The organism is Bradyrhizobium genomosp. I (2014) (assembly GCF_000261685.1).
Classification (GTDB): Bacteria; Pseudomonadota; Alphaproteobacteria; order Rhizobiales; family Xanthobacteraceae; genus Bradyrhizobium.
The window spans coordinates 1-20,111 of the sequence record NZ_AJQE01000172.1 but is presented as its reverse complement, the minus strand read 5'-3'; the positions used below and the strand labels follow the sequence as shown (position 1 = coordinate 20,111).

The 20,111-nt window shown below is 65.4% G+C and carries 18 protein-coding genes; 9 read left to right on the top strand and 9 right to left on the bottom strand.

Going from position 1 to position 20,111, the window contains the following annotated elements; all coding sequences use genetic code 11:
• Positions 1–349 precede the first annotated feature (349 nt).
• From IC50_RS16510 to IC50_RS16485, 6 genes are all read left to right on the top strand, one after another.
• A complete protein-coding gene (locus IC50_RS16510; RefSeq protein ID WP_035706701.1) occupies positions 350–1,399 on the top strand; it encodes an ABC transporter substrate-binding protein in 1,050 nt (349 codons plus the stop codon).
• A gap of 85 nt (positions 1,400–1,484) precedes the next feature.
• Positions 1,485–3,281: a glucan ABC transporter ATP-binding protein/ permease gene (locus IC50_RS16505; protein WP_035706698.1), complete on the top strand. Its 1,797-nt coding sequence runs from the start codon at positions 1,485–1,487 to the stop codon at positions 3,279–3,281.
• Positions 3,282–3,469: 188 nt separating this feature from the next.
• Complete coding sequence (locus tag IC50_RS16500; protein ID WP_035706696.1) at positions 3,470–5,014, top strand: D-alanyl-D-alanine carboxypeptidase family protein; 1,545 nt, start codon at positions 3,470–3,472, stop codon at positions 5,012–5,014.
• 191 nt (positions 5,015–5,205) lie between these two features.
• On the top strand, positions 5,206–6,891 hold the full coding sequence (locus IC50_RS16495) for a long-chain fatty acid--CoA ligase (protein WP_035706694.1): 1,686 nt from the start codon (positions 5,206–5,208) through the stop codon (positions 6,889–6,891).
• A gap of 15 nt (positions 6,892–6,906) precedes the next feature.
• Positions 6,907–7,470: a DUF924 family protein gene (locus IC50_RS16490; RefSeq protein ID WP_035706691.1), complete on the top strand. Its 564-nt coding sequence runs from the start codon at positions 6,907–6,909 to the stop codon at positions 7,468–7,470.
• A 108-nt stretch (positions 7,471–7,578) separates the two neighbouring features.
• Positions 7,579–8,064 carry a peroxiredoxin gene (locus IC50_RS16485; RefSeq protein WP_035706686.1) on the top strand — a complete coding sequence of 162 codons (486 nt, stop codon included), beginning with the start codon at positions 7,579–7,581 and terminating at the stop codon, positions 8,062–8,064.
• 119 nt (positions 8,065–8,183) lie between these two features.
• Here IC50_RS16485 and rnhA read toward each other — a convergent pair whose 3' ends face one another.
• From rnhA to ispH, 3 genes are read right to left on the bottom strand one after another with little or no spacing between them, the layout of a single operon-like run.
• Entirely contained in the window at positions 8,184–8,648 is a 465-nt protein-coding gene (gene rnhA, locus IC50_RS16480; RefSeq protein WP_035706683.1) for a ribonuclease HI, read from the bottom strand.
• Complete coding sequence (locus tag IC50_RS16475) at positions 8,645–9,628, bottom strand: homoserine kinase (protein WP_035706680.1); 984 nt, start codon at positions 9,626–9,628, stop codon at positions 8,645–8,647. The genes rnhA and IC50_RS16475 overlap by 4 nt, the downstream gene beginning before the upstream one ends.
• Before the next feature lie 6 nt (positions 9,629–9,634).
• Complete coding sequence (ispH, locus tag IC50_RS16470) at positions 9,635–10,603, bottom strand: 4-hydroxy-3-methylbut-2-enyl diphosphate reductase (RefSeq protein ID WP_035706677.1); 969 nt, start codon at positions 10,601–10,603, stop codon at positions 9,635–9,637.
• A gap of 265 nt (positions 10,604–10,868) precedes the next feature.
• On the opposite strand from ispH, the gene IC50_RS16465 reads away from it, so the two are divergent.
• A complete protein-coding gene (locus IC50_RS16465; RefSeq protein ID WP_035706675.1) occupies positions 10,869–11,564 on the top strand; it encodes a DUF1013 domain-containing protein in 696 nt (231 codons plus the stop codon).
• Positions 11,565–11,836: 272 nt separating this feature from the next.
• On the opposite strand, the gene IC50_RS16460 is transcribed toward IC50_RS16465, so the two are convergent.
• The 4 genes from IC50_RS16460 to IC50_RS16440 form a co-directional block, all read right to left on the bottom strand.
• Positions 11,837–12,583: an OmpW/AlkL family protein gene (locus IC50_RS16460; RefSeq protein ID WP_035706673.1), complete on the bottom strand. Its 747-nt coding sequence runs from the start codon at positions 12,581–12,583 to the stop codon at positions 11,837–11,839.
• Positions 12,584–12,775: 192 nt separating this feature from the next.
• Entirely contained in the window at positions 12,776–13,045 is a 270-nt protein-coding gene (locus IC50_RS16455) for a hypothetical protein (protein WP_035706670.1), read from the bottom strand.
• A 222-nt stretch (positions 13,046–13,267) separates the two neighbouring features.
• Complete coding sequence (locus IC50_RS16450) at positions 13,268–15,190, bottom strand: propionyl-CoA synthetase (RefSeq protein ID WP_035706668.1); 1,923 nt, start codon at positions 15,188–15,190, stop codon at positions 13,268–13,270.
• A 291-nt stretch (positions 15,191–15,481) separates the two neighbouring features.
• Complete coding sequence (locus IC50_RS16440) at positions 15,482–16,246, bottom strand: tetratricopeptide repeat protein (protein WP_035706655.1); 765 nt, start codon at positions 16,244–16,246, stop codon at positions 15,482–15,484.
• An 83-nt stretch (positions 16,247–16,329) separates the two neighbouring features.
• Here IC50_RS16440 and IC50_RS16435 point away from each other — a divergent pair, with 83 nt between their 5' ends.
• Complete coding sequence (locus tag IC50_RS16435) at positions 16,330–17,907, top strand: cation:proton antiporter (protein WP_085973788.1); 1,578 nt, start codon at positions 16,330–16,332, stop codon at positions 17,905–17,907.
• A 105-nt stretch (positions 17,908–18,012) separates the two neighbouring features.
• On the top strand, positions 18,013–18,783 hold the full coding sequence (locus IC50_RS16430; protein ID WP_035706648.1) for a hypothetical protein: 771 nt from the start codon (positions 18,013–18,015) through the stop codon (positions 18,781–18,783).
• Positions 18,784–18,869: 86 nt separating this feature from the next.
• On the opposite strand, the gene IC50_RS16425 is transcribed toward IC50_RS16430, so the two are convergent.
• Together IC50_RS16425 and IC50_RS16420 are read right to left on the bottom strand one after the other, a co-directional pair.
• The gene (locus IC50_RS16425) at positions 18,870–19,676 is read right to left on the bottom strand and encodes an SDR family NAD(P)-dependent oxidoreductase (protein ID WP_035706645.1); all 807 of its coding nucleotides are present in this window, start codon (positions 19,674–19,676) and stop codon (positions 18,870–18,872) included.
• Between the two features lie 55 nt (positions 19,677–19,731).
• A complete protein-coding gene (locus IC50_RS16420; protein ID WP_050991016.1) occupies positions 19,732–20,109 on the bottom strand; it encodes a DUF1850 domain-containing protein in 378 nt (125 codons plus the stop codon).
• Between the last annotated feature and the right edge of the window lie 2 nt (positions 20,110–20,111).

Here is a 20,111-nt window from a genome sequence, read left to right as displayed (position 1 = left end):
GCCATGCCAGTGGCGGCCGCCCGCATATGAGGCGGTCGGGGCAATTGTGGTCAGCGCCAGCACCGCGGCGGTGGCAAGAACGGCCTTTCGGCCCGCAAATTTGGAGACTCGCTCAAACATGTCTTGGGCCCTCCTTTGGGACCTGGAACGGACGCCTGCGGACAGGCTCATGCCTGTCAAAACCCGCATAGCCCAAGTTGGGTTCCCCAACCCCAACGCAAGCTGAACGGGGTTGCGTAACGATGCCGCAACGCCGCTCATCCGCCGTTCATGTTGGCGCGCGCACGCTCGTCGCCGGCCGGCGCTGCAAGCGTCACGAAACCACAACAATGCGGGACCGGCGCAACTGATGTCAGGATTGAAATCGACCGCCCTTCACGGCCTGCTGGCTCTCTCGATCCTGCTTGCGACGCTGATTGCACGCGATGCCGGCGCGGCCGAGACCACCGCGCCGTCCGTAGCGATCAACTTCACCTTCGACCGCCCGCCGGACGCGAGCATGGCGCCGTTCTTCCTAGCGGCGAAGGACGGCAGGTTCGGTGCCGAGCGTCTCAACGTGTCCTTCAACAGCGCAGGCGGATCGCCGGAAGCGCTCGCACGCGTCGCCAAGGGCGACAGCGAGCTTGCGCTCGTCGACATCAACGAGCTGATCCGCTTTCGTGACAAGGACGACGCGGCGCCGGTCAAGGCGGTGTTCATGCTGTTCAACCGCGCGCCCTACGCGATCATCGCCCGCAGGAGCCGCGGCATCCACCTCCTGCCCGATCTCGACGGCAAGACCGTCGGCGTTGCCGACCACGATCTGGCGATGCGACTGTGGCCGGCACTGGCGCAGCAGAACGGCGTCAAGGCGACGCGCGTCAAATTCCACAAGATCAGCGCGGCGGTGCGCGAGCCGATCCTGTCCGCGGGACAGGTCGATGCCGTAGCCGGCTTCAGCTATCTCTCGGCGGTGAACCTGCGCGACCGCGGCGTGCCCGGAGCCGATCTCATCGTGCTGCGCTACGCGGACTACGGCTGCGAAGCCTACGGCTTTGCCGTGGTGGTCAATCCCGGCTTCGCCGCAACAAAGCCGGACGCGGTGAAGGGCTTCGTCCGCGCCTTGATGGCGGGCATCACGGCGACCGTCAGGGAGCCGGGACGAGCGGCGGAGGAGGCGGCGAGCCGCATCGACGACGGCGACCGCAACCTGGAGCTGGAGCGCCTTCGCACCATCCTCGCGGACAACATCCTGACCGACGAGGTCAGGCGCAACGGCCTCGGCAGCGTCGACCCGGCACGCTTCGATCGTTCGATCGGCCAGATCGCGCAGGACTTCAAATTCCGCAAGCGGCTCACCGCGGGTGACGTTTTCGACGACCGGTTTCTGCCACCGGTCGCCGGGCGGCTGATCAATTGAGCAAAACTGACAGCTTCCGCTATATCTCCCGCGCGATCCCTGATTAAGATACGGGCTCCGTTAGCCACTCGAATTCGTCGCCCGCATGTCGATCCTCCGTCTCTACACCCGCGTTCTCGAGCTGCTCGGCAAGGAGGCGCGGCTGGGCTGGCTGCTCGCGGTCGCCAATCTCCTGCTCGCGGCCTCTCAATTCGCCGAGCCTGTGCTGTTCGGCCGTATCGTCGACGTGCTCTCGGGCAAGACGGTGGCCGGGTCGAACTCGGCCTGGCCGTTCCTGGCCGCGTGGGTCGCGTTCGGGCTCTTCACCATCGCGTGCAGCGCGCTCGTGGCCTTGCAAGCCGACCGGCTCTCGCACCGCCAGCGTCAGGCGGTGCTGACGAGCTATTTCGAGCATATCCTGCAACTGCCGTTGACCTTCCACTCCGGCACCCATTCCGGCCGGCTGATGAAGGTGATGCTCAACGGCACGGACGCGCTGTGGCGGCTCTGGCTCGGGTTCTTCCGCGAGCATTTTGCCGCGATCCTCTCGATCGTGGTGCTGCTGCCGCTATCGCTCTACCTGAACTGGCGGCTCGCGATTCTGCTGTTCGTGCTCTGCATCGTCTTCACGGCGCTGACCACCTTCGTGGTGCGCAAGACCTTCGGCATGCAGATGGCGGTCGAGGAACACTACAGCGAGCTTTCCGCGCGCGCTTCGGACGCGCTCGGCAACGTCGCGCTGGTGCAGAGTTTCGTGCGCGTCGAATCCGAGGTGAAAGGGCTGCGCTCGGTCGCCGACGAGCTGCTGGCCGCGCAGATGCCGGTGCTGTCGTGGTGGGCGCTGGTCACGGTGATCACGCGCGCCTCCACGACCATCACGGTGCTCGCGATCTTCACCTTCGGCATCGCCCTGCACGACCAGGGGCTCACCTCGGTCGGCGAGATCGTGATGTTCGTGAGCTTCGCGACGCTCCTGATCCAGAAGCTCGAGCAGGTCGTCAGCTTCATCAACAACGTGTTCATGGAAGCCCCGCGCCTGCGCGAGTTCTTCAATGTGCTCGACGCCGTGCCCGCGGTGCACGACCGGCCCGACGCAATCGATGCCGGCAGGCTGTCGGGTCTCGTCGAGTTCTACGACGTCACGTTCTCCTATGACGGCAAGCGGCCGGCGATCGAGGACCTCACCTTCACCGCGCTGCCCGGCCAGACCATTGCGCTGGTCGGCCCGACCGGCGCCGGCAAGTCGACCGCGATTGCGCTGCTGCATCGCGCCTTCGATCCGCAATCCGGCGTCATCAAGATCGACGGCATGGACGTGCGCGGCGTCACGCTGACCTCGCTGCGGCGGAACATCGGCGTGGTGTTCCAGGAAGCGCTGCTGTTCAACCGCTCGATCGCGGAGAATTTGCGGGTCGGCAAGCCGGACGCGACCGAGGCCGAGATGCGCAAGGCGGCGGAGCGCGCGCAGGCGCTCGAATTCATCGAGCGCAGCGGCGGCTTCGAGACCAATGCCGGCGAACGCGGCCGCATGCTCTCCGGTGGCGAGCGCCAGCGCCTGTCCATCGCCCGTGCGCTGCTCAAGGACCCGCCGATCCTGATCCTGGACGAAGCCACCTCCGCGCTCGACGCCGTCACCGAGGCCAAGGTGAATGCCGCTCTCGACGAAGTGATGAAGGGCCGCACCACCTTCGTGATCGCCCACCGCCTTTCGACCATCCGCAACGCCACGCGGATCCTGGTGTTCGAGAACGGGCGCGTGATCGAAAGCGGAACTTTCGATGAACTCGTGGCCAAAGGCGGCCATTTCGCCGAGCTCGCCAGGGCTCAGTTCATGGTTCAGGAGAATGCACGGGCCGGCGCGACAGCGGCCGAGACCGCCGCGACGGCGGTGAAATCCCCCTAGCAAGTCCCCGCAGCGCCGTCGAAATTCGGCCTATTTCATTGAGGAATACCGCGCCGATCCCCTATTCTCGACGCACGAGCCGGTATAGGTTTGCGACGCCGCAAGCGGCGGCGCTGGATTTCAGACCCGACAATCAGATCACGAGAGCCGACCGGAACCGGCGGGTCTCCAAGGACCGGAATCGGATAGTGCACGCCCTTCGTCCGCTGCTTCGCAAATCCCTGTTCAACCTGTTCGCTGCGACGCTTGCATGTGCCGCGCTGCTCGCGCCGCGCGCGGCGGGCGCCGAGGCGCTGCTGCTGATCGAAGCCGACAGCGGCAAGGTGCTGCAGGCCGACAACGCGACCATTCCCTGGTACCCGGCCTCCGTCACCAAGATCATGACCGCCTACGTCACGCTGAAGGCGGTCAAGGACGGCAGGCTGACGCTCGACACGCTGCTCACGGTGTCGCCGACGGCAGCCTCGCAATCGCCCTCGAAGATGGGGTTCCGTCCGGGAACGCAGCTCACCGTCGACAACGCGCTGAAGATGATGATGGTCAAGTCGGCGAACGACATGGCCGTGGTGCTCGCCGAAGGCGTCGGCGGTTCGATCGACGGCTTCTCCGCGATGATGAACGACACCGCGAGGAAGCTCGGCATGACGCAGACGAGCTACGTCAATCCGAACGGCCTGCCCGCCGACGGCCAGATCACGTCGGCGCGCGATCTCGGCATTTTGGCGCGCTCGTTCCTGCGCGACCTGCCGGAATACGAATACTTCGTGCACATCCCGGCGATCCGCTTCGGCAAGCGCATCACCGGCAATTTCAACAAGCTGATCGGCCGCTATCCCGGCGCCGACGGGTTCAAGACCGGCTTCATCTGCGCCTCCGGGTACAACCTGGTGGCCTCGGCCACGCGCAACGGCCGCCGGCTGATCGCGGTGGTGCTCGGCGCCAGTTCCGGCACTGCGCGCGCGGTGAAGGCCGCGCAGCTGCTGGAGCGCGGCTTCGCTCAAGACAATCTCAATTGGCTGCGCCCCTCACTCGGCACCGTCGACAACCTCGTGCCGGTCGACGCCTCGCCCCCGAACCTGCGCGACGAGATGTGCGGGCCCCACCGCAAGCGGCCGGCCAGCGACGACGACGATGCGCTGATTGCGACCAATGGCGGCACGTCAGGATCGGCCTCGGCCACCGGCGGCGAGGCTCAGGTCACCTTCTTCACGGCCGGCCTGCAGCCGCCCCTGATGAAGGCGTCCGAGCTGATGGCCTCGGCCCCCGCGGCGGTCGAACCCGTGCTGGTCTATACCGGCCCGACCCGCACCGGCACCGCCCTGATCGCGGCGGTCGCGGCCGACGCCGACCAGCAGACCGCGTCCAAGCCGCGTGGCAAGAAGTCGCGCGTCGCCAAGAAGCCTGACGCCGCCGACAAGCCGAAAGACGCGGGCAAGGACACCAAGACGGCGGCGGTGAGGCCGGATGCCAAGTCCGAAGCCAGATCTGGTGCCAAGTCCGCCGCCAAGAATGAGGCCAAGGGTGAGGCCAAGGGTGACGCCAAGACCGCAGCCAAGCCGGCTGGGACCAGGCATGCCGCAACCAGGCACGATGCGACGGCGAAGCCCGCCGGGAAGCCGGCGGCAAGCGGCGATCAGGCGGCGAAGCCGGCCAAGCCCAAGGCTACGACCGGGGCCGCGACCAAGCCTGCGACCAAACCTGCGGCTGCCGCCAAGCCGGCGAACAACAGCTAACGCCGCCCGGGATCAGAACGCAGCCCGCGCTTCGCACCTGCGGCGGCGCGGTTTGCGACGATTCCAGTAGCTCCGTCCCGACCTTTGCCCTAAGCCACGACGGCTTGCCACCCATTCCGGCAGGCTGGATACTGGCGGCAACGAGGCAAGCCCGAGGCACAACGGGCTCTGGTCAATGAGGGGAGTTTTCCATGGAGCGTATCTGGCTCAAGCAATATCCGCCCGGCGTACCCGCCGATATCGAGCCGACGCAATACGCATCGCTGGTCGACCTTCTGGAGGAGAGCTTCACCAAGTTCGCCGACCGCAAGGCGTTCATCTGCATGGACAAGTCGATCAGCTATCGCGACCTCGACCAGATGTCGGTCGCGTTCGCCGCCTACCTGCAGGGCCGCGGGCTGCAGCGCGGCGCCCGCGTTGCGATCATGATGCCGAACGTGCTGCAATACCCGGTCGCGATCGCCGCCGTGCTGCGCGCCGGATATGCGGTCGTGAACGTCAACCCGCTCTACACTCCGCGTGAGCTCGAGCACCAGCTCAAGGATTCCGGCGCCGAAGCCATCATCGTGCTGGAGAACTTTGCCCATACCGTCGAGCAGGTGATCGCGAAGACGCAGGTGAAGCACGTCATCGTCGCCAGCATGGGCGACCTGCTCGGCTTCAAGGGGATCATCGTCAATCTCGTCGTCCGCCGGGTCAAGAAGATGGTACCGGCCTGGTCACTGCCGGGAGCAGTGGCCTTCAACGACGCAGTCTCCGCCGGCCGTGGCATGACGTTCAAAAAGCCGAAACTCTCGCCGGGCGACGTCGCATTCCTGCAATATACCGGCGGCACCACCGGCGTCTCCAAGGGCGCCACGCTGCTCCATCGCAACATCGTCGCCAACGTCCTGCAGAACGACGCCTGGCTCCAGCCGGCGCTCGCCGCACCGCCGCATGTCGACCAGCTGATGATCGTGTGCGCGCTGCCGCTCTATCACATCTTCGCGCTGACGGCCTGCTATCTGCTCGCGGTGCGCGCCGGCGGCTGCAATCTCCTGATCCCCAACCCGCGCGACATTCCCGGCTTCATCAAAGAGCTGGCGAAATACCAGGTCAACAGCTTCCCGGCCGTGAACACGCTCTACAACGGCTTGATGCACCATCCCGATTTCAAGAAGCTCGACTTCTCCAAGCTGAAGATCTCCAACGGCGGCGGCATGGCGGTGCAGCGCCCGGTCGCCGAGCAGTGGAAGGCGGTGACAGGCTGCTTCATCGCGGAAGGCTACGGCCTGTCGGAGACCTCGCCGACGCTGACCTGCAACCCGGCGACCACGACCGAGTTCTCGGGATCGATCGGCATTCCCGTGCCCTCGACCTACATCTCCATCCGCGACGACGACGGCGGCGAAGTCCCGCTCGGCCAGGCGGGCGAGATCTGCGCCAAGGGCCCGCAGGTGATGTCGGGCTACTGGAACAGGCCGGAAGAGACCGCGAAGGTGATGACCGCTGACGGCTATTTCCGCACCGGCGACATCGGCATCATGGACGAGAAGGGCTACACCAAGATCGTCGACCGCAAGAAGGACATGATCCTGGTCTCCGGCTTCAACGTCTATCCCAACGAGGTCGAGGAAGTGATTGCGAGCCATCCGGGTGTGCTCGAATGCGCCGTGATCGGCATCCCCGATTCCAAGTCGGGTGAGGCGGTAAAGGCGTTCGTGGTCAAGAAGGACCCGAACCTCACCGCCGAGGCGGTGATCGCGTTCTGTCACGAGCAGCTCACCGGCTACAAGGTGCCCAAGCACATCGAATTCCGCACCGACTTGCCCAAGACCAATGTCGGCAAGATCCTGCGCCGGCAGCTCCGCGACGAGAAGAAGGCGGAGGCGGCGTAAGCGCGTCTCCGCTTCATGATCGCCGCCAGCCAATTCGCGCCGTCAGGCGTTCTCGCCTTCTGGCGCGAGGCCGGCCGCGAACGCTGGTACGCGCACGACGATGCATTCGACACGGAGGTCAGGCGCCGCTTTCTTCCACTCTGGCACAAGGCGGCCGCCGGCGAACTGGCATCATGGGAAGACAGCGACGAGGGTGCGCTCGCGCTGGTGATCGTGCTCGACCAGTTTCCCCGCAACATGTTCCGCGACGATCCCAGGACGTTTTCCAGCGATGCGCTGGCGCGAGACGTCGCGCGCCGGGCCATTGATCGCGGCGTCGATCGCAGGGTCGATCCCGTGCTGCGCGAGTTCCTTTATCTGCCTTTCATGCATTCCGAGCATCTGTCCGACCAGGAGCATTGCGTCGCGCTGTTTCAAAATGCCGACAAGGCGGACAATGCCGAGAACCTGGAATACGCCCGGGTGCATGCCGACATCATCCGCCGGTTCGGCCGCTTTCCCCACCGCAACCGTGTCCTCGGACGTCCGACCACGAAGGAAGAGCAGGCCTTCCTCGACGACGGCGGCTTTTCCGGCTGATGACATCGAGGTGATGGGCGGCCACCGCCGTTGCTTTCCCCGCCGGCAATATTGTGCAGACCAGCCGCACGGTCTAAAAAGCGGGACCGATTTTCAGGGAGACCGACGATGGCGATCCAGACTGGCGACAAGCTGCCCGAGGCGAAATTCCGCGTGATGACGGCGGAAGGCCCGCAGGTGAAGACCACCGACGACATCTTCAAGGGCAAGAAGGTGGCGCTGTTCGCCGTGCCGGGCGCCTACACCGGCACCTGCCACAAGATGCATCTGCCGAGCATCTTCCTCAACGCCTACGCCATGAAGGACAAGGGCGTCGACACCATCGCCATCGTCTCCGTCAACGACGCCTTCGTCATGAACGCCTGGAAGCGCGACACCGACCAGCGCGACGAGGCGATCTTCCTCGCCGACGGCAATGCCGACTTCGCCAAGGCGATCGGCATGGAGTTGGACGCCTCCGCCAACGGCCTCGGCATCCGCTCCAAGCGCTATTCGATGCTGGTCGAGGACGGCGTGGTCAAGAAGCTGAACCTCGAGGCGATGCCCGGCAAGGTCGAAGTCTCCGGCGGCGATACGCTGCTGGGGCAGCTGTAACCACAACGTCATTCCGGGGCGGTGCGCAGCACCAAACTATGGTGCGCAATTGCGCACCTGAGAATCTCGAGATTCCGGGTTCGGTGCTTCGCACCGCCCCGGAGTGACGAGCGAAATGCCTACTCCCCCACCCGCTGCTGCAACCGCGCCTTCGCGATCCCGTCGCGCGCGAGCTGATCGGCGCGCTCGTTCTCGGGGTGCCCGGCGTGGCCCTTGACCCAGTGCCAGCGGACCTCGTGCTGCTTCAGCGCGGCATCCAGGCGCTGCCATAGCTCGACATTCTTGACCGGCTTCTTGTCGGCGGTGCGCCAGCCGTTGCGCTTCCAGCCGAAGATCCAGCCCGTGATGCCCTGGCGGACGTACTGGCTGTCGGTGTAGAGATCGACGGTGCACGGCTTCTTCAGCGCTTCGAGCGCGGAGATCGCCGCCATCAGCTCCATCTGGTTGTTGGTGGTATGGCGCTCGCCGCCGTTCAGCTCCTTTTCCTTGTCGCCGAACTTCAGGATCGCGCCCCAGCCGCCCGGCCCTGGATTTCCCGAGCAGGCGCCGTCGGTATAGATCGTGACATTGGGAAGCTCGCTCACGCCACCAGCCCCGACGGCGCCAGCCCATAGTCGCGCACGCTCGTCACACTCTGGTGGAATCGCAACTTGCGGACATATTCCAAGGGGTCCTTCGGCTTGACCAGGGCACCTGGCGGCACGTTGAGCCAGTCGACCAGCCGCGTCAGCAGGAAGCGGATCGCGGCGCCGCGCGCCAGCAGCGGCAGCGCGGCCTCCTCCGCTGTGCTGAGCTTTCGCACGCGGCCATAGGCGTTGAGGAAGGCGCGCGCCTTGGTGACGTTGAAAGAGTGATCCGGCTCGAAACACCAGGCGTTGAGGCAGATCGCGACGTCATAGGCCAGCATGTCGTTGCAGGCGAAGGTGAAGTCGATGATCCCCGAGAGCTTGTCGCCGAGAAAGAAGACGTTGTCGTTGAAGAGGTCGGCGTGGATCACGCCCTGCGGCAGATCGGTCGGCCAGACGCCGCTCGAGAGATAGTCGAGCTCGGCGGCAAGAAAGCCGCGCAGGCCCGGCTGCACCTCGTCGGCGCGGCCTGAAGCCGAATCGAACAGCGGACGCCAGCCCGCGACCGAGAGCGCATTGGCGCGCCGAACCGCAAAATTGGCGCCGGCCAGATGCATCCTGGCCAGCCCCTCGCCGACGCCGGCACAATGAGTCGCGTTCGGCTTGCGCGGCCAGACGCCTTCGAGAAAGGTGATGATCGCCGCGGGCCGGCCTGCCAGCTCGCGCAGCGCCTCGCCGTCGCGTCCCTTCACGGGCAGCGGGCAGTTGACGCCGTGCTCGGCCAGATGCGTCATCAGCGCGAGAAAAAACGGCAGATCGTTCTTCGCCACGCGCTTCTCGTAGAGCGTGAGGATGAACGATCCCTTGCTGGTATGCAGCAGGAAGTTGGAATTCTCGACGCCCTCGGCGATGCCCTTGTAGGAGAGCAATTCGCCGAGATCGTACTGCTTCAGGAAATCCGCAAGCTCGTCGGCGGCGACGTCGGTGTAGACCGCCATAAAAGTCTACTCGGCGGCAGCTTCGGGCCGCACCTGACGCGGCAGCGGGAAGAACTCGTTCTCCTCCGCGGCCGAGACCGTCTCCACGTGCAGCGTGTAGCGCTCGGCGAAGGCGTCCATGATCTCCTCTACGATCACCTCAGGCGCGGACGCGCCTGCGGTGATGCCGAGGCTGGTGATGTTGCCGAACTTGCCCCAGTCGATGTCGGCGGCGCGCTGCGCCAGCACCGCGATCTTGCAGCCCTCGCGCTCGGCAACCTCGCGCAGGCGCTGCGAGTTCGACGAATTGGGGGCCCCGACAACGATGAGCGCGTCCACCACCGGCGCCACCTTCTTCACCGCGAGCTGGCGGTTGGTGGTGGCGTAGCAGATGTCTTCCTTGTGCGGGCCGTTGATGTTCGGGAAGCGCTCCTTCAGAAGCGCCACGATCTCCGCGGTGTCGTCGATCGACAGCGTGGTCTGGGTCACGAAGGCGAGGTTGTTGGGGTCCTTCGGTGTGATCGTCTTGGCGTCCTCGGCGGTCTCGATCAGGGTCACGGCGCCGGGCGGAAGCTGGCCGAGCGTGCCGACCACCTCGGGATGGTGGGAATGACCGATCAGGAAGATCTCCCGGCCGCGCTTGAAGTGGATCGCAGCCTCGCGGTGCACCTTGGTCACCAGCGGGCAGGTCGCATCCAGCGAGAACAGATTGCGGGACTGGGCGTCTGCCGGAACCGACTTCGGCACGCCGTGGGCCGAAAACACCACCGGGGCGGTGGTGTTGTCCGGGATCTCAGCGAGTTCCTCGACGAAGATGGCGCCCTTCTTCTTCAACCCATCGACGACGTATTTGTTATGCACAATCTCGTGGCGAACATAGACCGGGGCGCCGTACTTATCGAGCGCCCGTTCTACGGTGTCGATCGCCCGGACCACCCCGGCACAGAAGCCGCGGGGAGAACAAAGCACGATCTTGAGGTCTGGTTTGGCTGACATTGAGCGATCTCGGGACCGAATCGCCCGTTTCGCCTTCAGGCGGGGGCGGTCGATGGATGGAATAGGGGCTTAGAACAGTCGGCTTGAGCCCTACAGCGGTTCAAAGGGAATTGGGCCCCCTTTCGGGCGGTGTCAAGGCACTATCTATAGCAGAACCATTGCGTGGCTACCCCCTCCGGGCTTATATAGCGCGAATTCCCTGTCATCGTTGATGACCACCGGTTTCGCCTCCAGAGGGGTGGGCGAAGCACAAAGGAGATTTGCCATGAGCAACGCACCTCTGATGCCCAAGGCGACCGCCGTCTGGCTGCTCGACAACACGGCGCTGACCTTCGACCAGGTCGCCGATTTCACCAAGATGCATCCCCTCGAGGTGCGCGCGATCGCCGACGGCGACGCCGCCCAGGGCATCAAGGGCATGGATCCCCTCTCCAACGGCCAGCTGACCCGCGAGGAGATCGAGAAGGGCGAGAAGAACCCGGATTACCGGCTCCGCCTCCAGGAGAGCAAGGTGGTGCTGCCGCCCCAGCCCAAGCGCAAGGGACCGCGTTACACCCCGGTCTCGCGTCGCCACGAGCGCCCGAGCGCCATCCTCTGGCTGCTGCGCAACCATCCCGAGCTCAAGGACGCCCAGATCATGCGCCTGGTCGGCACCACCAAGAGCACGATCGCGAGCGTGCGCGACCGTACCCACTGGAACACGTCGTCGCTGACCCCGATCGACCCTGTCACCCTCGGCCTCTGCTCGCAGATCGAGCTCGATTTCGAGGTGCAGCGCGCCGCCAAGGAAAAGCCGATCGACGCAACCTATGGCGGCGCGACCCTGCTGCCGGCCTCCGAGACCACCCGCAAGGACGAGTACGAGCCCGCGGAGAAGTCCAGCGACGATCTCAATGTCGACGCCGTGTTCGCCAAGCTGAAGACGCTAGGCGGCAAGAAGCACGAAGACGAGGAGGAGTGAGGCCCCGCGCTTCGTTCGCCATCAATCGTGAATCAAAACGCGGCGGGAAAACCTGCCGCGTTTTTGTTTGTGCCTGCTCTCTGCCGTTGATAAGGGCGGGCCGCTACCGCGCCCTCGGTGTCGTCCCCGCGAAGGCGGGGATCCAATACCACAGGAAGCAGTTTGGCGAAGAGCCGTTGTTCGGTACTCCTATCAACGACGATCGATAGATTCCTCCGTATGGGTCCTCGCCTTCGCGGGGACGACAGCGGAATCTATCGCCAGCAACGCCCTCAGAACTTGTACGTCACACCCGCGCCGACCAGCCACGGATCGATATGCGCCGTGCCGGTGACTGGCAGGCCGCTGACGGTCGCCGAGTAGTTCGGACGCAGCCAGAGCTTCTTGACGTCGACGTTGAGACCCCAGTGCCGGTCGATCATGTAGTCGAAGCCGAACTGGACGGCGCCGCCCCAGGCGTTGCTGACGTGAAGGTTCGTGGTGGTGGCGACGATCGCGGGCGGTCCGACGATGGCGGCCGGCACATTGGCGGCGGAGTTGTTGAAGAACACGGTGTAGTTCACGCCTGCGCCGATATAGGGCGTGAACGCGCCGAAATTGTCGAAGTGATATTGCAGCGTCAGCGTCGGCGGCAGCAACGTGGTCTTGCCGATCGGCAGGTTCGCCAGCGAGCCGGTGCCGCTGAGCGAGTGCCTGGTGACGCCGAGGATCAGCTCGGCTGCGATGTTCCTGGTGAAGAAATAGCTGATGTCGAGCTCGGGGACGACCTGATCGCTGATCGAGAGGCCGGAATTCGGCGACGAGAGCGAGGGCACACCTGCCACGTTCACGCTGCTCCCGCCGCCATCAGGCAGCACGCCGAGCGCGCGCAGGCGGATCATCCATGGATTGAACGCCTCTACCGGCGGCGGCGCCTTCTTGTAGACCGGCAGATCGGCAGCCTGCGCCGAAGCAAAGGTGCCTACCAGCATCGCGCCAATCGTGGCGAGCCGCGCCAGGTTTCTCGTCGTTCTGTGCATTTCAATCCCCTTCAGCCATCTCTCGCGCATCGTTGCGCGACATCAGCGTCAGAGCAGAAAGGGGATGGTGAAGGATTTGATGCCGATCAAATCAGGACAAACGGCCCGCGATTTGGTCGCGGCGTTGCAGATGTGTCACGAAAGGCGCGAATGCAAGGCGCGTGGCGCGGCACCATAATGCCGCGCCTCACGTCACGGCCGCTCGGGATGGTTCAGCATGTACTCGCCGAGGTCGCGCTGGCGGCGATCGGCGCGGGCGGTGGCGGCATTGCGCTGGACGTCGCGGTCCTTTCGGCAGGCCACATATTCCGGCGAGCCTTGCGCATAGCCCCGGCCCTGGCAGACCGCGTCGTCGTCGTCGCCGCCCACCGCCACCGGCGTCTGGTAGCGCGCGGAGCAGGCGGAGAGAGCGATGGCGAGAGTGACGGCTGCAAGCAGGCGCGGCGCGGCGGCGAGTGACATACGAGGTCCCCTGTTGGCCGGCCCTGTTTAGCGCGGAATGCGGAGATTGTAAGTCGCTGGAGGCTGTTCCGCGCTCGCTGTCGTTCCCCGCGAAGGCGGGGAATCCAGTACGCCGCGGCGGCCATTGGGTTACACAATTGGCAGCGCGGCGTACTGGATCGCCCGCCTGCGCGGGCGATGACAGTGGAGGGTGGCGAAGCAACGCCCTTCTGACGCTCCGCGTCACACCCTCCCCTTCAGCGCCTCTCCGATCTCGTCGAGCGCCTTGGGATCCTCGATGGTCGCCGGCATGGTCCAGGATTCGCCGTCGGCGATCTTCTTGATGGTGCCGCGCAGGATCTTCCCGGAGCGCGTCTTGGGCAGGCGGCCGACGGTGATGGCGAGCTTGAAGGCGGCGACCGGGCCGAGCTTGTCGCGCACCAGTGCGACGATCTCCTTCTCGATCTCGGCCGGCGGGCGCTTCACGCCGGCCTTGAGCACCAGGAAGCCGCAGGGCACCTCGCCCTTGATCGCGTCCTTGACGCCGAGCACGGCGCATTCGGCGACGTCCGGATGCGAGGCCAAAATCTCCTCCATGCCGCCGGTGGAGAGCCGATGGCCGGCGACGTTGATGATGTCGTCGGTGCGGCCCATGACGAAGACATAGCCGTCCTCGTCCTTGTAGCCGGCATCAGAGGTTTTGTAATAGCCGGGGAATTCGCTGAGATATGCCTCCTTGAAGCGCGCGTCCTGATTCCACAGGGTCGGCAGGCATCCCGGCGGCATCGGCAGCTTGATGACGATCGAGCCCATGGTGTTGGGGCCGACCGGCTTTGCCGCTTCATCGACGACGTCGACCTGGTAGCCCGGCATCGGCACCGTCGGCGAGCCGTGCTTCACGGGCAGCATACCCAGGCCGACCGGATTGCCGGCGATGCACCAGCCGGTCTCGGTCTGCCACCAATGGTCGATCACCGGCACCTTCAGCTGCTGCTCCGCCCACTCCACTGTCGGCGGATCGGCGCGCTCGCCGGCGAGGAACAGCGTACGGAATTTGGAGAGGTCGTACTGCCGGATGAATTTTCCCTCCGGATCATCCTTGCGGATGGCGCGGAATGCGGTCGGAGCGGTGAAGAAGGCCACCGCCTTGTGCTCGGAGATCACGCGCCAGAACGCGCCGGCATCGGGCGTGCCGACCGGCTTGCCCTCGTACATGATCGTGGTCGCGCCATGAAACAGCGGTCCGTAGACGATGTAGCTGTGGCCGACCACCCAGCCGATGTCGGAGCCGCACCACCAGACCTCGCCCGGCTTGACGCCATAGAGGTTGAACATCGACCATTTCACCGCAACCAGATGGCCGCCATTGTCGCGCACGACGCCCTTCGGCACGCCGGTCGTGCCCGAAGTGTAGAGGATGTAGAGCGGATCGGTCGCGGCGACAGGCACGCAAGCCGCGTTCTTGCCGTCGTTCAGCGCCTTGCGGCGCAGGCTGGCCCAGTCGTAGTCGCGGCTTGGCGTCATCTCGCAGGTGAACTGCGGACGCTGCAGCACGATGCAGGCTTTCGGCTTGCTGCCGGCGAGCCTGATCGCCTCGTCGAGCAGCGGCTTGTAATGCACGATACGGCCGGGCTCGATGCCGCAGCTTGCGGAGAGGATCAGCTTCGGCTGCGCGTCGTCGATGCGGGTGGCGAGCTCCTTTGCGGCGAAGCCGCCGAACACCACGCTGTGCACCGCGCCGATGCGCGCACAGGCGAGCATCGCAACGACGGCCTCCGGCACCATCGGCATATAGAGGATGACGCGGTCGCCTTTGGTCACGCCGAAATCCTGCATGATGGCGGCGAGCGCCTGCACTTCCCTCAGCATCTGCGCATAGGTGAGCCTGGTGATGCTGCCCGTCAGCGGCGAATCGTGGATCAGCGCGACCTGGTCGGCGCGGCCGCGTTCGACATGGCGGTCGAGCGCGTTGTAGCAGGTGTTGACGACGCCGCCGGCAAACCAGCGGCCGTAAGTTCCTTGCGAGGGATCGAATATCTTCGTCGGAGGCTCGATCCAGTCGATCTCCTTTGCCGCCTCGGCCCAGAAGCCTTCGGGATCGGCCAGCGAGCGCGCATGGACCTCGTGATAACGACCTCTGCCGTCGACGTTTCCCTGGACGTTCATTCCCGCGCTCCCGTACCTTTATTCGCCTGTCTTCGACCCTTGTGGCAGGACAGGCGCCCCGCCATGACCAGGATCAATTGCCGGCCGTGTTGTGGACCTATTTTCGCGGGAACGGGCCACGGTTCAAGCCGAAAAGGATGGGCCTTTCGGGGAAGACACAGCCGCTGCGGCACCGGCGCTGCGCTCCCTCTCCCGGATCGCGCCTGATGGCCTCGGTGTCGTCAGCGAGCGATTTGTCGTTCTGGCCGAGCTTCTTCCAGGCCGCGCCGCGGTTGGAGCAGGAAAGGCCCGTCAATATCCGTCCGCCCCGTTCAGCCGCCGCAAGCGCTCCTGCATAGCTTTCTTCAGATCGTACCCCGGCCGGCCGTACCCCGCATTGCGGCGGGCAATGAACTCGTCCTGCTCACGCTGGAGGTTCTTCGCTTCCGCCGGACTGCGCGCTTCCCGGATCGCACGCGCGTTCGACCCAAAAATCTCGCGATCGAGATCGGCAAGCTCGCGATTGCCGCAGATCGCCCTTTCCACCGCGCGGCGCGCTCGGGCGCAATTGAAGCTGGGCTTGCCGGCGACTGCCATCTGCGCGCCGATCCGCTCGATCTCGCGCGCCATCGCCTTGTGATTGGCCCTGGCCTTCTCGTGATTCGGATCGATCTTCAGCGCCGCGCCGAAATCCTGCACCGCCTTGGGCTTGTCGCCTTTCCTGAGCCAGAGCTCGCCGCGCGCATTGAAGATGTCCGCAAGGCCCGGATCGAGCATAAGAGCGCGGCTGTCGTCGGCGATGGCGCGGTCGACCTGGTCGTGCCGCGCATAGAGCGCCGCACGCGCGATCAGCGCCTTGATCAGATCCCCCTTCACCGTCTTCTCGTTGTCGATCACGCCGGCGCAGTCCGTCACGGCCTTGTCGATGTCATCGGCCGCAGCCGCCGCGAGGCATGACTCGACATCGATCTGTATCACGGCAGCCGGCTCGCCACCGGTCGCAGCATGGGAGGCGGCGAGCGAGAGCGCGCTGAGCAATACGGCACCTGACGATTGAATGATTTTTCGAAAACGCATGCTCGTTGTAGTCGGAAGGTCTTGCCTTGAGGTCTTGCTTCCGGGCCGTACTATCCATCATACGGCCGGATCGGTGCTAGCTTGTGGCGCCGCTCAAATCGGCTTCGGGGATCATCGTGTCGACATTCGAATGGATCATTGCACTTCTGCTCGGCGCTGTTGCCTTATCGGCGCTGGCGCGGCGGATCAAGGTCCCCTACCCGACCTTTCTCGCCATCGGCGGCGCACTGATCGCCTTCGTGCCGTCCAGTCCCTCCTGGACGCTGGAGCCGGACCTGGCCTTGGCGCTTTTTGTCGCACCGGTCCTGCTCGATGCCGCTTTCGATACCTCGCTGCGCGATCTGCGCAACAACTGGGTTCCGGTCTCGACCCTGGTGGTCGTCGCGGTCGGCCTGACCACGGCCGCCGTGGCCTATGTCGCGCACCGGCTGATGCCCGACATGCCCTGGGCCGCCGCGGTTGCGCTCGGCGCGATCGTTGCGCCGCCGGATGCGGCCGCCGCCGTTGCGATCCTGAGCCAGGTCAAGCTTCCCTATCGCATGGTCAAGGTCCTCGAGGGCGAGAGCCTGCTCAATGACGCCAGTGCGCTTCTGATTTATCGGATCGCGGTCGGCGCGGTCGCCACCGAGCATCTGACCTGGAGCCAGGTCGCGCCGACCATGGCGCTGGCGCTGATCGGCAGCGTCGTCGCCGGCCTTGCCGCGGGCCGCATCATTCCGCTGTTCATGGAGCGGGTGACGGAGGCGCCGAGCGCCATCATCGTGCAGTTCGCCACCACCTTCCTGGTCTGGATCGCTGCCGAGCATCTCGGCCTCTCCGGCATCCTCACCATCGTGGTCTATGCCATCACGGTCGCGCGGACGGCGCCGGCGCGCATGCCGGCGCGGCTGCGGGTGCCGTCCTATGCGGTCTGGGAGACGATAGTCTTCGTGCTCAACGTGCTCGCCTTCATGCTGATCGGCATGCAGATGCGGCCGATCTGGACGCGGCTGGACGCGGACGTGCGTTGGGAATATTGCGTGGCCGCCGCCTGGATCCTGCTCACCGTGGTCCTGGTCCGGCTGTTCTGGGTGACGTTCTACCGCGGGACGCTCCGCGTGCTGGTCGCCCGCGGGATCTATCATCCGAAGGATCCAAAACAGGTCGCCTCGGCCAAGGGCGGCCTGATCATCTCCTGGTGCGGCATGCGCGGCCTCGTTACGCTCGCCACCGCCTTTGCCCTGCCGGAGAATTTCCCCCATCGCGACTTCATCGTCTTCATCGCCTTTGCGGCGGTGCTGGGATCGCTCATCATCCAGGGCCTGACGCTGCGCCCGCTGATCCTCGCCTTCGACCTCAAGGACGATGATCCCGTCGGCGTCGAGGTCGCGCGCGGTCGCGCGATCGCCTATCGCGCGGCGCTCGATGCGATCGAAAGCGATCCGTCCGAGGAAGCGGAAATCCTGCGGCTCGAATATCGCGCCATCCTGATGCAGACCGAGACTGATCCGAACGGGGGCATCGCCAACGGCGAATTGCCCGCCGATCCCCTGCGCCGCCGCGCCATCGACGCCGCACGCAAATCGATCTTCGACCTCCGCGCCACCGAGGTGATCGGCGACGACGCGTTTCATCGACTCGAGGAAGAGCTCGATCGCGCCGAATTGAGCGCGGGGGGATGATTCTGTCAGCCGTCGTCCCGGAACTGCGCTTGCGCTCGTCCGGGACGACAGCGAAGGGTGACAGCCGGCATTGAACCAAACCCCGCCTCCCCAGACTCACTCCTGATGACGACCCTGATCGACGACCGTCGTGTACGCGCGCGTGATGCGTCGCCTGCACGATATTTTTATTTCCACATGGCCCTGGCCTGCGCGGCCACCGCCTTTCTCGGCTTCGCACCGACCTATTGGGTGCCGCTCGCCAACCGGACATTCTCCGCCAGCCCCGTGATTCACTTTCACGGACTGCTGTTCTTCACCTGGTCGCTCTACCTCGTGCTGCAAACCTGGCTCGCGGCGTCGGGCCGCGTGGTCAATCACCGCTCGCTCGGCATCGCCGGCGTGTCGCTCGCGACTGCGATGACGATCTTCGGCTTCCTCGCCTCGGTGCACGTGATGCAGCATTCCGCCGCGCTCGGACAGAAGGAGGCCGGCATCGGCTTCTCGATCGTGCCGATGAGCGGAATCGCGTTCTTCGCCGTGGTGTTCGTGCTGGCGATCATGAACACGCGCACAGCCGAGGTTCACAAGCGCCTGATGCTGCTGGCGGCGGTCTCGATCCTCGATGCCGCGATTGCGCGCTGGTTCCTGACCTTCCTCGCGCCGCCGGGACCGCCCGGCCCGCCGCCAGTGCCCGTGACGATTGCACCCGCCGTCGTCGCCTCCCTTCTGCTCGTCGTCGCCATGGTGCGCGACTGGCGCACCGAGGGCCGCGTGCATCCGGTCTACATCTACGGCACGCTCGCGCTATTGGCGGTGAAGGTGCTGAACTGGCCAGTCAGCGAGACGGCAGCGTGGCACGCGTTTGCCGGCGGCATCCTGGCGCTGGCGCAGTAGCCAGACTAAAGCGCGATGCGATGAGGATGAATCGTGATCGGCGCGCTCAAGGGCGCGCTGGTCCGGGACGACGGTGGAGATTGCAACTAAGCCCCCGCCTTGCACGTGATCCCGCCGTCGACCACGAGCTCGATTCCGGTCACGTATTTCGACTCGTCCGAGGCCAGGAACAGCGCGGCGTTGGCGACGTCGAAGGCGTCGCCCATGTGGCCCATCGGCACCTGCGCATCGCGCGCGCGCCACATCGCTTCCACGTCGCCCTTGGCGTAGCTGGCGGCAAGGCCGGCCGAGTGTTCGACCATCGGCGTCTTCATCAAGCCGGGCAGGATCGCGTTGACGCGGACATGATGGCGCGCGAACTCGATCGCGGTGGTGCGCGTCATCTGGTTCATCGCCGCCTTCGAGGTGCCGTAGGTGACGTAGGAGATGCCCATGTGGCGGATCGAGGCGATCGAGGAGATGTTGATGATCGAGCCGCCGCCCTGCTTCACCATGACGGGGATGACGTGCTTCATGGCGAGATAGGCGCTCTTGAGGTTGACGCTGAAGACGCGGTCCCAGCTTTCCTCGCTCACCTCGACCACGCTGCCCATCTCGGCGATGCCGACATTGTTGTCGAGCACGTCGATGCGGCCGTAGGCCTTCAGGCACGCCGCGACCATCGCCTCGATTTCGGCCGACCGCGAGACGTCGGCCGTGAAAGCCGTCGCCTTGCCGCCTTCCCCGGCGATGATCTTTGCGGTCTCCTCGGCCGCAGCACCATTGCGGTCGACGCAGAACACCTGCGCGCCCTCGCGCGCGAACGTCACCGCGGTTGCCTTGCCGTTGCCCCAGCCCGGGCCAATCGAACCGGCGCCCACCACCATCGCAACCTTGCCCTTGAGCCGATCCATCGTGTGTCTCCTTTTATTCTTCTTTGCAGCCCGGATGAGCGTAGCGATATCCGGGCTACGGATCCTTGCAGACGCTCATCGTCGTAACGTTAGCACCGATCGGATGGCCGACAATCTCCGACAATGTCCGGCACGTTCCGTCATGGCACAACCGCCATTCCCCCGCGGCGCCCGAATTGCCGAGCACGACCTCCTGCATCGGTGGACGCTGCGGCCGCCATTGAAACCAGCCGTCGACCAGCCGCGCCTCGGGCGGCGGCTCCATGCCCGGGCCGGTGCCCTTGACGCGGGCCCGCACCAGTTCGAGGCCGGCGGGCGTGACGCGCCAGTCTTCCTGCCAGTCGACCTTCGCGATCGAATGCGTCCACACCAGCGTGAAGGCGGTGAGCGCCAGCACCTTCACGCCACCTGCTGTTGCGAAGCAGAGACTCACGC